Genomic DNA, 13,164 nt, shown 5'->3' on the forward strand with positions numbered 1-13,164 from the left:
ATACAACAATAATAACAAATGTGTAAAACATTGATTATTAATTAAAGTATTGCTTTTTCGACGTAGTTATATTCGGCTTTTTAATATAAAGCGGGTTCGTATGAAAAAGATCAGAAAATTTATTTTTACCGTATTTTTCTGATGAAATAGGGCCCATCATTCCGGCATTCTGATCGCAATTCAAATAGTACCATGACTTGCCAGCTGGTGCTATAGACTCCCACTTGGGAACTCCATTTCCAATAAAACACACCGAATGGTCAAAAAATTCCCTGAAAGATCTCGGTGTAAGTATTTTGGCCCCTCCAGCGGAAAAAAGAGACAATGATTTATCAAATGCGGAAGTGTATACTTCCATTCTTCGGGCATCAATTAGTGGAATATAATAATCCAATCCCGGATGCTTCCGGCTGGCTTCATGCGCTAAAATCTCAAATCCCGTCATAGTAATCATAGGAATACCCAATCCATAGCACATTCCTTTTACTGTGGACAATCCAATTCGAAGGGATGTATAAGATCCCGGACCTATATTTATAGAAATCGCGGTTAAGTCTTTCATATTAATTGAACATGACTTTAGAGCCTCGAAAATCATTGTGTTTATATCCCTTCCATGCTGAAAAGTTTCTTCATTAGACTTAACATACAAAATTTCATCGGTAGATTCCTTTTGAAGGCTAATGGAGCAAAAATTTCCGGATGTTTCAACATTTAAAATCATGAATTCCCATTTATGTAAAGAACAAAAATAGAAAAGTAAGTGCAATTTGATACAATTGTACTTAACATTGATCTAATTGTAAGTTCCAACTATGTCCTTTGATGGAAGGGAACAACATCATTTTTGAATTATAGGCTCTGTTCTCCAGGTCATCAAAAGATGAAATACACCCTATCTAGGAAAGATGAAATACATAATTGTTAACTTTGATAACAAGTATTCTAAACCATTATGAACGTTCAGGTAAAATCATTTACTGGAGAAAGTGCCAATATTTACAAGAAGGATCTTGCTCAATTGAGGATTGAGGTGTTTCGGGAATTTCCATATTTGTACGATGGAAATATGGAATATGAGGAAAAATATCTGGATACTTTTATGCAGGCAGAGGATAGTATTATTGTTGTGGCGTTTAATAGAGATAAAGTGGTAGGAGTGTCTACGGGTATCCCGTTAATAAATGAACCTATTGAAATAAGAGAAGTATGGATTGATAAGGGGTATGATATTGAAGATATTTTTTATTTCAGTGAATCGGTATTGAAAAAAAATTATCGCGGTCATGGGATAGGGGTTACATTTTTTGAACAAAGGGAGCAATGGGCTACAAAACTAGGGTATGGATCTGCAATTTTTTGTGGAGTAATTCGATCAGAAAATCACCCCCTCAAACCCGAAGGTTATGTGAACCTGGAATCATTTTGGGCCAATAGAGGTTATGAAAAGAAAAAAGGATTTCAATGTTCTATGTCCTGGAAAGATATCGATCAATCCAATGAAAGCTCGAAATCGCTTCAATTTTGGTCCAAATCTCTTTCCTCCGGGCAATAATCAGGCAAATTTTTAGGAAAACAATGAAAGTCAGTGTCTCCTTTGACAGGAATCATTGTACGATTGATTTCAGTAATGCACATTTGCATTGATCAAATATGTATTGCTATGTTTATACGGGGGATTATAATTGCCTGTAGTTGCGGACTTTTGTTCTCTTGTGTACATAAAAACACGAGCGAAGTTACCGAGGTGCTGAGAAGTCAATTGGTCAATGACTCATTCTTTTTGTCCGGTACCTATTACTGGAATTTTAAATTAATGGGGGGTGTCCAGAAAAGTAATCATTCCTTTTTTCGTGATAGTATCAAATATTCCATGCGGGGGAAAGTGTATTCTACAGACTACACGATGAAAAAATTATCATTTGACGGGTCCCAGGGAAAATGGATAGGTGAAGATAGTAAAGGGATCGTTTACGTTTTATTTTTTAAAGAAATCAATGGGAATATTGTTAGTATTTATAAACATAAATGTAAGTCAAATGGTCTGCAGGAAGCAATCAACTTTGATCTTCCATTACCTGATGCCACGGAAGACCATGGATGGAACAGGTATTCGACAAATGAAGTTGTTCGGGAAGAGGTCTTGCCGATACATGGACATTATGTCCATAATAATGAGAAACTTATTATTTCTGACCATGAAGTAATAATGAATGGAAAAGCATTTACAAAACTAAGTTTTCATAAAGGAGAGAGAAGGTGGGTTGGAATTTCAAATAAGCAGTATTTACAACTGTTTTTCCAATCTGTCTCTCATGACAAGGGAATTCCTCTTTCCGTACATGAATACACATCATTGGAAAGTGCGTATAAAACTAAATATACTTCCGTAAAGTTTGATGTTTATGACAGATTATAGACCCGATATTCATACAGAAAATGACATAAAATTAATGGTTGATTCTTTTTATGAAAAGGTAAATAATGATCCTGTTTTATCTCCCATATTTAATGATTTTGCCCAGGTAGAATGGGACAGTCACTTGCCTGTAATGTATCGTTTTTGGAATACCCTAATTTTTGCAAATCAAACATATAAGGGAAACCCATTTGGTGTTCATATCCCATTACCTATAGATAAAAAACACTTTGACAGGTGGATAGAATTATTTGAAAAAAATATTGATGAACTTTTTGAAGGGCCGGTTGCAAATAATACCAAGGAAAGGGCAAGGTCCATCGCTATGGTGTTTGAGAGTAAATTGAAGTATATTAAATAATTGAAACAACTTTCCATATGATAAAGGCGAACTTGAGAGAAAATTTGAAATTTGATGACAGTAAGCCGGTTCTTACTGTTATGTTTGACAGTGGTTTTTCGAGAGAAATTCGAATCGTTTTGAAAAAGGGTCAGACGATGAAGGAGCATCAAACTCCATTCCCCATAGTGGTAGAAGTGGTAAAAGGAAAGATCGAATTTGGTGTGGATGGAGTATCAACGGAATTAAATGAAGGGGACCTGGTGGCATTGAATGGAGGAATCCCCCATGATTTATTAGGAAAAGAAGAGAGTATAATTCGGCTATCCATTTCCAAGAAGGATAATGTAAGGAGAGTAGAAAAAATTCTCGAAAACTCTTAATATGGTAGTTCTATACAATTGTATAGAGGAGGTGTAGTCTTTACCTGATAAGTAAAATTATATATTTGTCCTGAAAGAACAAAATGTAATCCAGTGGGTAAAGCAAAACCAAGGCTGACACGATTGGCATCGATTGTTACACAATTGCAATCAAAACGCCTTGTGACTGCTACTGAAATCTCCAGTAAATTCGACGTCAGTATTCGCACAGTATACCGGGACATAAGAACCCTTCTGGATTCCGGTATACCAATTATTACGGTAGAAGGGAAAGGGTATTCATTGATGGAAGGATATCGTCTTCCTCCCATAATGTTCACAGAACAGGAAGCCAGCGCATTAATTACAGCGGAACAAATTATCAATCAAAATAAAGACAGGTCTTTTTCGGAACAATTCCATAATGCTATTACCAAAGTAAAAGCCGTTCTGGGAAGCTTACAAAAGGAGAAGATTGAATTAATTGAAAAAAGGATCCAGATAAGAAATAATCCGGAGCAGGAAAAAACCAGTAACTATTTAATGCAAATTCAGACCGCGATTTCCGATTACAGGACGCTAAGCCTGCAATATTTTTCCCTTAGCAATAAGGACAGTAAAAGGACTGTGGAACCATTTGCATTGTATACCACAAAAGAAAATTGGGTTTTAATTGCCTTCTGTAGGTGGAGGAATAACTTCAGAGCGTTTAGATTGGATCGCATGCAAAAAATCCAACTAAACAGTGAAAGATTCGAACCCCATAAATTATCTCTGGAGGAATATTTTAAAAGCTGTCGTAAAAAATGGGATAACACCCCTGACAAACCTTTGACATAAGAGGACTTTACCTTTGGTTCGAATCAAAAAATTATCAAATGAAATATGTAAACATTGATCCATTTCAGATTATTGGGATCTCCATTCACACAACCAATGAAAATGGACAGGCATCTTCTGAAATTGCTGAACTTTGGAACCAGTTTATGACAAAAGGACTTTTACGTAAAATTCCCAACAAAATAGACAATACCATTTATTCCCTTTATACTGATTACGAAGGAGACCATACCCAACCCTACACAGCTTTATTAGGGTGCAAAGTAAATTCCCTTGGAATAATACCTGAGGGAATGATTGGAAGGCGTTTTGGAGAAGGGAAATATGTAAAGGTTTCTGCACATGGTGATCTAACGGAGGGACTTATTGTCAAGCAATGGTCTAAAATTTGGAGGATGGAACTAGATAGAAAATATTCCATAGACTTTGAAGTGTTTGGTGATAAGGCTCAAGATCCCACAGACGCTGAAATAGATTTTTATATTGCTGTAAAGTAATGGACATATGACAAATAAGAAGGATATCTCGGAGGAAATAGAAAGTTTTTATTTAAATAAAGAAGAGCCTTTTCGAAGTTGCTTATTGGCCTTACGTGAAATAATCCTCAGACAGGATGAAAATATAACTGAAACAAGGAAGTGGGGCATGCCTTGTTTCTGTTTTAAGAAAAAGATGTTTTGTTATTTGTGGATGGAAAAAACAACTCATAAACCTTATATCCTAATGGTTGAAGGAAAACATCTCAATTTCCCTGGGTTGGAGTCTGGTAATCGTACAAGGATGAAGATTTACAAAATTGACCCTAACAAGGATATTCCAATCGATTCTGTGGAGGAATTACTTAATATGGGTCTTGATTTATACAGAATGGGCGTAATCAAAATCAAATAGGACTATTTAAAAGGTCTGAGACTCATTTTAAAACTTAGCAAAAATTTAAAATTACCCTCAAAACAATTTATGCCCAAAAGCTATTTGATCTAGATTAAAATAAAAATAGTATGTCTGAAAATTGGCTGGAAAAGTGGAATCAAAGATATAGCGAAAAGGAATTTGCTTTCGGTGTAGAACCCAATATTTATTTTAAGTCACATGTAGATAAATTACCCGTTGGGAAAATCCTTTTTCCTGCAGAAGGTGAAGGAAGGAATGCGGTGTATGCTGCCCAATCTGGGTGGGATGTTTCCGCCTTTGATATCAGTTTCAAAGGAAGGAAAAAAGCTATGGAACTGGCCAAACAACGGAATGTTTCTTTAGATTATAAAGTAGGGGAATTACCAGAACTTGCATTTGACAATGATACATTTGATGCGATAGCATTGATTTATGCTCATTTTCCGACGGAAATTAAATCAAATTACCACCAAATATTGAGTTCTTTGCTAAAGACTGGAGGAACAATTATTTTCGAGGCTTTTAGTAAAAACCACCTTGAATACAGGGCTAAAAATCCTGGAGTAGGTGGCCCCAGCAACTTTGATTCTCTATTCTCGAAAGAAGAAATATTAAAAGATTTTAAAGGTTACGAAGTGATGGAACTGGGAGAGGAAGTTATTGATTTACAAGAAGGAAAATACCACGTGGGCAAGGGGTCCGTAATTCGGTTTGTAGGAAGAAAAAGTCGGGCATATAGTATAAGCAAAATTTAATTTTTACCTTGAAAGGTCATAAATGATTTTGCTGAAAAAACTACCGATATTCCTTCCATTACTCTTTTGCCTCTATTGTTCGAGCGAACAAAAGCCAGCTGTTTTAACTTTTGAGTTTATTGAGGAATTCCCACAAGATGTAATTATCACTCGTTTTACAGACCAATTTGTGCATCAGATTGATACTTTTCACATGGAAAGTAAAGAGGATCGCAGCATTGTACTGGAAGTGGATCGTCCGCAATACTTATATGTATTATTTCACGACAGGAAAGAAAAGTTTTTTACACAACCTGGCAGCAAATTAAGAATCTCCCGGTTTGATGATCGGTATGAATTTGAAGGTGAATTGAAACGGGAAAATTATTTTATATTTCAAATTCCTGATAATCTTGAATTAAAAAATAAGGTATGGGATTACAAGTCTCCTTTGATAGAGTTCAAAGAAGAGGTAGCTGACTATTTTGCTTACAAAAAAAAGGTGTTGTCCGATTCTTTTCCGGAGAAAGAAGATAATTTTTTCTATCGCCTAAATCTTATTGAGGACAGGGCTATGCAAAATAGTGTAGTCCTTCAACATATTAATAAGAACAGCGAATATTCAATTCAAAACAGTTTGTTTTATGAATCGATTGATACCGGTTTATTTGATTTTAAAAAAATGAGCCGCTTTCTCGATGCTGCCAATTTGCGATCATTTTATAGTAAAATGGGAACCCAATACTACATGATGAAAAAATTTGGATCCAAATTTCATGACCTCCGGATAGAGGAGAAATACCTTTTGCGGGGAGAAGTAATAAGTGAAAAATTTCCACAACCTATTCGATCAGTTCTGATGTATGACGATTTAAAATATTATCCTCTGGAGTACGACCATATACCTGATTCCATGGACCTTCCATCACCCAGGGAATTGTTGGATCGTTATGAAGAGAGTTTATTACCGGAAGCATATGCATTTCTAGTAAAAGAATTTGATAAATGGGAAGAAGCAATATTTGCTTATGTAGATGGTCAAATGATACCAGTTTTTGATTTTAAAAGCAAGTTGAATACATCCTATACATTATCGCCGGAAACATTTGGGAGTTCAGTATTAATTGATGTATGGGCAAGTTGGTGTGGACCTTGCATTCAAAGTTTTCCAACAGTAGTTGAATTACAGAATAGACACAGGGATAACTTAGAAGTTATTTCAGTTTCTATAGACCAGAAAATTGATCTTTTCAAAAAAGGACTTTCCGAATACGAAGTGCCGGGGAAGCTCCAATTATATGCTGAACATGGATTTAACAGTGACTTTGCTGAATTTTTTCAAATAAAAGGAATCCCAAGGTATATCCTAATAGGAAAGGATGGAAGGATTATTGACGGGAATATCAACCTATTGGATGTAAGTGCTAAATTATTGGATCAATGATAAAAATGATTTTCACTTTGGGCAAAGTTAATTTTGACAATGAGACCAACTAGTCTTGTCTCGTGGGTATCTTTTTAGTATTGAAGAATTAATTTGAATCACCAATTTATGCCAAAAGAATTATCTAGATTCATATAATTGTTGAGGTCTTGTGCCGGGAATTGTTATGTCTGGAATTAGAAATATGTCAAGAAATTGGCTTCCCAAATTTGTAGAGGAAGGTCCAACGAAAAAGGTTTAACAAGTCATAATTTTGACCGGGAAGGGACAGATTTCGGAAACATAAATTTATTCCGTTACCTTCAATTTACGAACTATGTATAAAAAACCAGAGAGCCACAAAATTTAACCAGGATAGGGTCATTGCTACCCCATCAATAAGGATAGCAAAAGAATATGAAAGGGTATAGAGCCCCTGTCAATACTTTTGTGTTAATGATAGTGGTGATAGGACCCCATTACTGCCATAGTCCACTTATCAAAATACAACTGTCCGGTTTTGTGATCAAATTGTGACTTTATACAATTTAAAAGGAGAGTGGAAAAGTGTAATTGCGGAAATAGAGTTTAAACCATCATAGTTAATCCTGACAAATGCGCGGTATTAATGAGGGCAAAGATCTACGGTAAATCATGTAATACAATTACTCTTTCATTTCTGAATTCCACCTGGATCTAAGATAGTGTGCTGCTTGCTTTGGTTTCCGGTCACGGGTAAATACGCCTTTGAGATTCATGCCTCCTACCCGAATCAATGATTGTCCCGTTCTGAAATCAGCAAAGTTCCATACGTGCATTCCTGCAACGTAATTTTTTGTCTCAGCGATGTCTAAATAGGACTTGATCAATTTGGTTTGATATTCTTCCGAATATATTTCATCTTCCAGTGCGTGCATACCCGCTATTGCATCTGCGCCGAATTCAGTTATAATTACGGGTTTTTTTAATTGGCTGTGAAGCATATCCATTTCCCCTTCGAGATATTTCAATGCACTCGAAAAATCTCCTACATTCGTGTACCATCCCCAGTACCGGTTGATAGCGATTATATCACAAGACTTCATCCAGGAAGATGGGCCTCCCATCACTCCGACGAAAGTAACTAAACGAGTGGAATCCAATTCCTTGGCGTAAGCAATCAACCCACTCAAAAAAGCTTCTGCAATTTTGCTCTCTTCAGTCATCTGGCTGGTTCCGTTAAATCCTTGTGCCCCTAAATTTGAAGGGAAAGGTTCATTTGCTACACACCACATAATTACCGAAGGGTGGTTTTTGTCTCTTGAAATCATTTCCTCTATGTATCTTTTACATTGTTTTTCGCGGAGTGATATGCTGGCAGAATCGTCATTAAAAAACAGGCCCACAGAAGGAGTCTCATCAATTATTAAAAAACCTTCCCGGTCAGCCATCTTGTAAAATTCTTCATCATAGGGATAATGAGAAGTGCGGAAGGAATTTGCGCCGGTCCATTTCATCAACTCGTAATCTTTTACCATAACCGGGTAGGCACTGCCGCGACCAAAAATCGGGAAATCTTCATGTTTCCCAAATCCTTTTAAAAATAGGGGATTGCCATTTAATAAGATTTCATTTTCTGTTACACTAACCGTCCGGACTCCAGTCTCCATTGTGTACATATCCACTGGAGAATCGTCTTCAATAATAGATACTTCAACATTGTATAGGAAGGGGGAGCTTGGTGACCAAAGCTTTACATTGGGTATTTCTATGGTAACAACAGCCTGGTCTTTGCTAAAGGTGAGTGGTTCCTCTATTCTATATTCTCCATCAGATAGTATAATACTGCCGTTTTTTGTATTTCCGTATTTTTCTACTTCCACTTGTATATAGCCTGTGGAGTTCTCAAAATCAGTTGTCAGGGTAATATCTCTAATGGATGATTTAGCTGGAATGGTAAATAACCAAATGGGCCTATTCAACCCGGCATAGGGAAAAAAATCATAATTTGCTGAAGGAAAGCTATTGAAAGGGCCTCCATTGACATTTCCCGGGGCCACACGATCCGGCTTCAGAATGTTTTCTATTTGTATAGAAATTCGGTTTTTTTCACCCCAATTGACCGTTGAAGTTATATCAAAGGTAAAGGGAAGGTGGCCCCCCATGTGTTCACCAACAGCTGTTCCGTTTATCCAGACTTTGGCCGCATAGGTTGCAGAGCCCACTCTAATAAATATTTGTTCTCCCCTCCAGGAATCGGGAATATATGTTTCTGATTCGTACTAAGCCAGACCCAGGTAATTATGTAAATCAGTATACTGGTCATTCCAGCTTCCGGGAACAGATATAGATCGGGCATTGCTCAGACCATCATACCAACTTTCTTTTTCACCTATACCCGAAGTATCTGGTTTGAACCTCCATATGCCTGATAGGTTTAAAGTATTTCTAAATTGATTTTGTTGTGGAAATAGAGCAATATCTTTAGGATTTGCTGAAATAAAATCCTGCGAATACAAAGGCTGAAAAAACATACATAAGATAATAAATACCCAAAGTGATTTTAAATGAATGATCATGCTTTATCCTTTTATATAATTAGAAAACTATTGGAATCTTACTTCTAAGAAGGGAACTCAATAGTAAATGTAGTAAGAAGAGTATCCAGTAGCGTTCATATGGAATGGCGGATTAGTTCGTTTTTTGTAGGAGATTGATAATCAGGATCATACTGTGTAGGGAGAGGTGTTTTTTCAATTCATATGATAGTATTTAAATAATATCTTCTATGCAAAAATCACAAATTATTGGCTTTATATTGGCTGGGAGTTAAGCCGGTATTTTTTTTAAAATAATTGTAAAAAGCCGTTTTGGAATTAAAACCACATTCGTAGGCTATAGAAATAAAGGTCATAGATTGGTGTTCGGAGGACGTAATTAACTTTTTTGCGTACTCTACCCGATATTCATTTACAAAAACGTAGAAATTCTTACCTAAATATTTATTTAATACTTCGGTAATGTGATGACTGGCAATTTTTGTTTGCCTTGATAAGAGGGCAACTGACAAGTTTTGATCTTTCCATGCTTCTGATTCGTTCATAAATCGAATAAGTCTTTTCTTATATTTCATAGCCAGGTGGTCATTCAGTCCTGACTTTCTATACTTTTTTGAGGCCGTTTTTGCATTAATCTGGCTGCTGGGATCAATAAGTCTCATATCCATTGCCAATTGATTTTGCCGAAAACCCCAAACCCCTATAACATAAACGTAAATCAATAAAGCAGCATCTCTTATAGTATCGATTTCGGTTATTATAATGCGGGTTTCCCGAAGCATACTTACAACAATAATGATATTATATACAAGTATAAATGAAATAATTACCAGCAATAACCACGATAAGCTAATCCGGTCCGATTTGTAGGAATAAATATCTACAATGTGCCTCTTGTAATTCCGAATATTTCGCAATGCAAGTAACCCGTATAACCAAAGCATGATTACAAATCCACCTCCTACAACATTTCGAATCCAGGATATTAAACTTCCTTTTTTATAGAGGGTATTCTTTGGGTTTTCTCCTACAATAAGAAGGATGATGATTAATACAATTGGGAGTAAAATGTGGGCAAGATCTTTTTGCTGAAACTTGCCTAAATCAATCGTAACATATTTTGAATATAAATACAAAAGAGGTGGATAGGTGATTGAAATACTCAACGAAACACTCCATTTTTCTTCCTGCGCGAGTCCTAAGTCCTGGAAAATATTCAGCCCAAACATACAGGCAATCGTCACTGTCCATACACCAAGTATAATATCTGCAGTTTTTAAAGGTTTTTTTAAAAACAGAAGAATACATATAAATATTGATTGGGCAAATCCTACATAAGCTATAGGTAATTCCATGTTTTAGGAGTAAAATATTTAATTTGTTCGCTAGCCCGGTTTGTGCAAATGAAAGTATTCGTTAACCTAAGCCCTTTAATATATGAACATTCGTAGGATCTTACTTTATACGGTTTGTTTTTTCTCTTCAGTACTTGTGATTCGACATCTTCGACAAATAAAGTGCAAATAAATGATACTGCATTTCATATCAAGTCTTTTGGTAAAGGAAAACCCGTAGTATTATTCGAAGCCGGTCTGGCTTCAGATATGAATACATGGGAAAATATTCCTAAAAAGGTTGCAAATAATACTTCCATATTTTTATATGATCGGGCAGGAATCGGAAAATCTGGATTGTCCTCCAGGGCAAGGACCATTCCCAATATGGTCCTGGAATTACGGTCCATCTTAGAAAAGACGAAGATAGAACCTCCGTATGTATATGTGGCCCATTCCATGGGCTCTAACATTGCAAGGTATTATGCGAAGGAATATCCACAAGAAATAGTAGGCCTATTACTTGTCGATCCCTCTCCAGACAGATTATATGACGATTACACGGAAAAAGAATATATAGAGTTTGTGGAAAGGGGTAACAAAGCATTTGAAAATTCAAACCCAGGAGCCAGGAGAGAGTGGACCCATTATTTGGAGAATCGGAAATACATGCGAGGTTTACAAATTTCCGATGAAATTCCCATGATAATTATTTCTGCTACGGAATGGGACTTTAGGCAGTATCACAGGAAAATGATAAATCATCATGAAAAGTCCAGAAATATTACCATAGAAGGAAGTCACGGAATACACCAGGAACAACCAGGTCAAATAATAGATTTAATTTTGGACTTAGTAAATATTTCCGAATAGCATTTAATTACCTGATTTCGGTAAATATTTAGGGTTCAGACCCTTTGAGGATAGTGAGATTCAAGTATAATGGGTGAATATATAGTGAACTATTTAGAGCCCTGTGTAGGAAGAAGGTCGCTGTTTTCAAGCGGAAAAAAAATGAAAAACTCAAAAGCATGGATCGGAAAAGCGAACCTATGATGTTGCCTCGTTTCCCTTTATCCTGATAAAGCTTCAGGATGCCCCTTCTATATTAGCCTCACGCTCCATTTAAACCTATAATTCTTCTTTCAAATCAGGTTAAATAGTGTAAAAAAACTTATCTTTTCTGGCTATGAAAAATATTGACAAATCAAAACCGGTAATGGTTTCAGGTGCTACGGGATACGTTGCAGGATGGTTAGTAAAAAAATTACTGGAAGAGGGAATTACTGTTCATGCAGCAGTGAGGAGCCCGGACAATAAGGAGAAAACCGGGCACTTAGATCTAATGGCGGGCGAAACACCTGGAATGATTAAATATTTCAAAGCCGATTTACTGTCTTCAGGGTCATACAAAGATGCTATGAAAGGGTGTGAATTGGTATTTCATACAGCATCCCCATTTACTACGCATGTAGATGATCCACAAAAGGAATTAATTGAGCCAGCAGTGAAAGGTACCATAAATGTATTGGAGTGTGTAAACAATACACCATCAGTCAAAAGGGTGGTGTTGACTAGCAGTTGTGCGGCGATTTATACAGATGCGATTGATACGATAAATGCACCGGGGGGTAGGATAACGGAAGACGTGTGGAATACTACTGCTTCCATCGATTACCAACCGTATTCTTTGTCCAAGACCTTGGCTGAGAAAAAAGCCTGGGAGATAGCCGGGGCTCAGAATCAATGGGATCTGGTAGTGATCAATCCAAGCCTGGTTTTGGGGCCGCCCTTAAACCCAAAAAGTACGACTTCAGAGAGTTTTTCCATTCTAAAGCAGTTTGGTGACGGGACTATGAAATGGGGGGCACCGAAAATGGGAGTGGGATTAGTCGATGTAAGGGATGTAGCCGAAGCTCATTTCAGGGCAGGTTTTATGCCTGCTTCAAATGGCCGGTATATTACTGCTGCACATAGTACCGACTTCCTGGAAATGGCAAAGGCGTTACATAAGAAGTTTGGAGAAAATTATCCCCTTCCTAAAAAGGCTATACCCAAATGGCTGTTAATGTTGGTGGGACCAATGGTCAATCCGTTATTCAGCAGAAAATTTATTAAAAATAATATCAATGTTCCCTGGAGGGCAGACAATTCAAAAGTAAAAAAAGAATTAAATATGGATTTCAGGCCTATGGTGGAAACTTTGAATGATTCATTTCGGGTGATGGTGGCAGAAGGAGCAATTTGACAGGGAAGCACCCTTTAATAAAATTCTAATAAT

The 13,164-nt window shown here is 36.6% G+C and carries 15 protein-coding genes and 1 pseudogene; 11 read left to right on the forward strand and 5 right to left on the reverse strand.

The window, feature by feature from the left end; all coding sequences use genetic code 11:
* Positions 1-37 precede the first annotated feature (37 nt).
* Complete coding sequence (gene tsaB / locus LVD47_RS02515; protein ID WP_236973949.1) at positions 38-724, reverse strand: tRNA (adenosine(37)-N6)-threonylcarbamoyltransferase complex dimerization subunit type 1 TsaB; 687 nt, start codon at positions 722-724, stop codon at positions 38-40.
* A gap of 231 nt (positions 725-955) precedes the next feature.
* Between tsaB and LVD47_RS02520 the strand changes: the two genes are divergently transcribed.
* From LVD47_RS02520 to LVD47_RS02560, 9 genes are all read left to right on the forward strand, one after another.
* The gene (locus LVD47_RS02520; RefSeq protein ID WP_236973950.1) at positions 956-1,555 is read left to right on the forward strand and encodes a GNAT family N-acetyltransferase; all 600 of its coding nucleotides are present in this window, start codon (positions 956-958) and stop codon (positions 1,553-1,555) included.
* A 108-nt stretch (positions 1,556-1,663) separates the two neighbouring features.
* Positions 1,664-2,419 (forward strand): hypothetical protein, encoded by a 756-nt coding sequence (locus tag LVD47_RS02525; RefSeq protein WP_236973951.1) that lies wholly within the window; start codon positions 1,664-1,666, stop codon positions 2,417-2,419.
* Positions 2,406-2,780, forward strand: a complete 375-nt coding sequence (locus LVD47_RS02530; protein ID WP_236973952.1) for a group III truncated hemoglobin — start codon at positions 2,406-2,408, stop codon at positions 2,778-2,780. Before LVD47_RS02525 ends, LVD47_RS02530 begins: the two co-directional genes overlap by 14 nt.
* Before the next feature lie 17 nt (positions 2,781-2,797).
* A complete protein-coding gene (locus LVD47_RS02535) occupies positions 2,798-3,142 on the forward strand; it encodes a cupin domain-containing protein (RefSeq protein ID WP_236973953.1) in 345 nt (114 codons plus the stop codon).
* A gap of 93 nt (positions 3,143-3,235) precedes the next feature.
* On the forward strand, positions 3,236-3,961 hold the full coding sequence (locus LVD47_RS02540) for a helix-turn-helix transcriptional regulator (RefSeq protein ID WP_236973954.1): 726 nt from the start codon (positions 3,236-3,238) through the stop codon (positions 3,959-3,961).
* A 38-nt stretch (positions 3,962-3,999) separates the two neighbouring features.
* Positions 4,000-4,458: a GyrI-like domain-containing protein gene (locus tag LVD47_RS02545; protein ID WP_236973955.1), complete on the forward strand. Its 459-nt coding sequence runs from the start codon at positions 4,000-4,002 to the stop codon at positions 4,456-4,458.
* Positions 4,459-4,465: 7 nt separating this feature from the next.
* Positions 4,466-4,852, forward strand: a complete 387-nt coding sequence (locus LVD47_RS02550; RefSeq protein WP_236973956.1) for a DUF1801 domain-containing protein — start codon at positions 4,466-4,468, stop codon at positions 4,850-4,852.
* Between the two features lie 110 nt (positions 4,853-4,962).
* Positions 4,963-5,610, forward strand: coding sequence for a class I SAM-dependent methyltransferase (locus LVD47_RS02555; RefSeq protein ID WP_236973957.1), 648 nt, complete (start codon positions 4,963-4,965; stop codon positions 5,608-5,610).
* A 22-nt stretch (positions 5,611-5,632) separates the two neighbouring features.
* On the forward strand, positions 5,633-7,033 hold the full coding sequence (locus LVD47_RS02560; RefSeq protein WP_236973958.1) for a TlpA family protein disulfide reductase: 1,401 nt from the start codon (positions 5,633-5,635) through the stop codon (positions 7,031-7,033).
* Positions 7,034-7,677: 644 nt separating this feature from the next.
* Here the strand turns inward: LVD47_RS02560 and LVD47_RS23630 are convergent.
* The 4 genes and pseudogenes from LVD47_RS23630 to LVD47_RS02575 form a co-directional block, all read right to left on the reverse strand.
* A complete protein-coding gene (locus tag LVD47_RS23630; protein WP_369427739.1) occupies positions 7,678-8,670 on the reverse strand; it encodes a glycoside hydrolase family 2 TIM barrel-domain containing protein in 993 nt (330 codons plus the stop codon).
* Positions 8,656-9,261: pseudogene (locus LVD47_RS23635) on the reverse strand (sugar-binding domain-containing protein); the annotation flags it as partial. The gene LVD47_RS23630 and the pseudogene LVD47_RS23635, both read right to left, overlap by 15 nt.
* Positions 9,262-9,273: 12 nt before the next feature.
* Positions 9,274-9,570 carry a hypothetical protein gene (locus LVD47_RS02570; RefSeq protein WP_236973960.1) on the reverse strand — a complete coding sequence of 99 codons (297 nt, stop codon included), beginning with the start codon at positions 9,568-9,570 and terminating at the stop codon, positions 9,274-9,276.
* 218 nt (positions 9,571-9,788) lie between these two features.
* The gene (locus tag LVD47_RS02575) at positions 9,789-10,904 is read right to left on the reverse strand and encodes a helix-turn-helix domain-containing protein (RefSeq protein WP_236973961.1); all 1,116 of its coding nucleotides are present in this window, start codon (positions 10,902-10,904) and stop codon (positions 9,789-9,791) included.
* Between the two features lie 162 nt (positions 10,905-11,066).
* Between LVD47_RS02575 and LVD47_RS02580 the strand changes: the two genes are divergently transcribed.
* Positions 11,067-11,756: an alpha/beta fold hydrolase gene (locus tag LVD47_RS02580; protein ID WP_236973962.1), complete on the forward strand. Its 690-nt coding sequence runs from the start codon at positions 11,067-11,069 to the stop codon at positions 11,754-11,756.
* Between the two features lie 316 nt (positions 11,757-12,072).
* Positions 12,073-13,131, forward strand: coding sequence for an NAD-dependent epimerase/dehydratase family protein (locus LVD47_RS02585; RefSeq protein WP_236973963.1), 1,059 nt, complete (start codon positions 12,073-12,075; stop codon positions 13,129-13,131).
* Positions 13,132-13,164 lie beyond the last annotated feature (33 nt).

This window comes from Membranihabitans maritimus (assembly GCF_021729145.1).
In the GTDB taxonomy this organism is placed as follows: domain Bacteria; phylum Bacteroidota; class Bacteroidia; order Chitinophagales; family Saprospiraceae; genus Membranihabitans; species Membranihabitans maritimus.

Bases quoted from the DNA above. Each gene is read 5' to 3' on its own strand.
- LVD47_RS02560 (WP_236973958.1), top strand. From the start codon at position 5,633: ATGATTTTGCTGAAAAAACTACCGATATTCCTTCCATTACTCTTTTGC.
- tsaB (WP_236973949.1), bottom strand. From the start codon at position 724: ATGATTTTAAATGTTGAAACATCCGGAAATTTTTGCTCCATTAGCCTT.
- LVD47_RS02530 (WP_236973952.1), top strand. From the start codon at position 2,406: ATGACAGATTATAGACCCGATATTCATACAGAAAATGACATAAAATTA.
- LVD47_RS02520 (WP_236973950.1), top strand. From the start codon at position 956: ATGAACGTTCAGGTAAAATCATTTACTGGAGAAAGTGCCAATATTTAC.
- LVD47_RS02575 (WP_236973961.1), bottom strand. From the start codon at position 10,904: ATGGAATTACCTATAGCTTATGTAGGATTTGCCCAATCAATATTTATA.
- LVD47_RS02555 (WP_236973957.1), top strand. From the start codon at position 4,963: ATGTCTGAAAATTGGCTGGAAAAGTGGAATCAAAGATATAGCGAAAAG.
- LVD47_RS02570 (WP_236973960.1), bottom strand. From the start codon at position 9,570: ATGATCATTCATTTAAAATCACTTTGGGTATTTATTATCTTATGTATG.
- LVD47_RS23630 (WP_369427739.1), bottom strand. From the start codon at position 8,670: ATGTACACAATGGAGACTGGAGTCCGGACGGTTAGTGTAACAGAAAAT.
- LVD47_RS02535 (WP_236973953.1), top strand. From the start codon at position 2,798: ATGATAAAGGCGAACTTGAGAGAAAATTTGAAATTTGATGACAGTAAG.
- LVD47_RS02585 (WP_236973963.1), top strand. From the start codon at position 12,073: ATGAAAAATATTGACAAATCAAAACCGGTAATGGTTTCAGGTGCTACG.
- LVD47_RS02545 (WP_236973955.1), top strand. From the start codon at position 4,000: ATGAAATATGTAAACATTGATCCATTTCAGATTATTGGGATCTCCATT.
- LVD47_RS02525 (WP_236973951.1), top strand. From the start codon at position 1,664: ATGTTTATACGGGGGATTATAATTGCCTGTAGTTGCGGACTTTTGTTC.
- LVD47_RS02550 (WP_236973956.1), top strand. From the start codon at position 4,466: ATGACAAATAAGAAGGATATCTCGGAGGAAATAGAAAGTTTTTATTTA.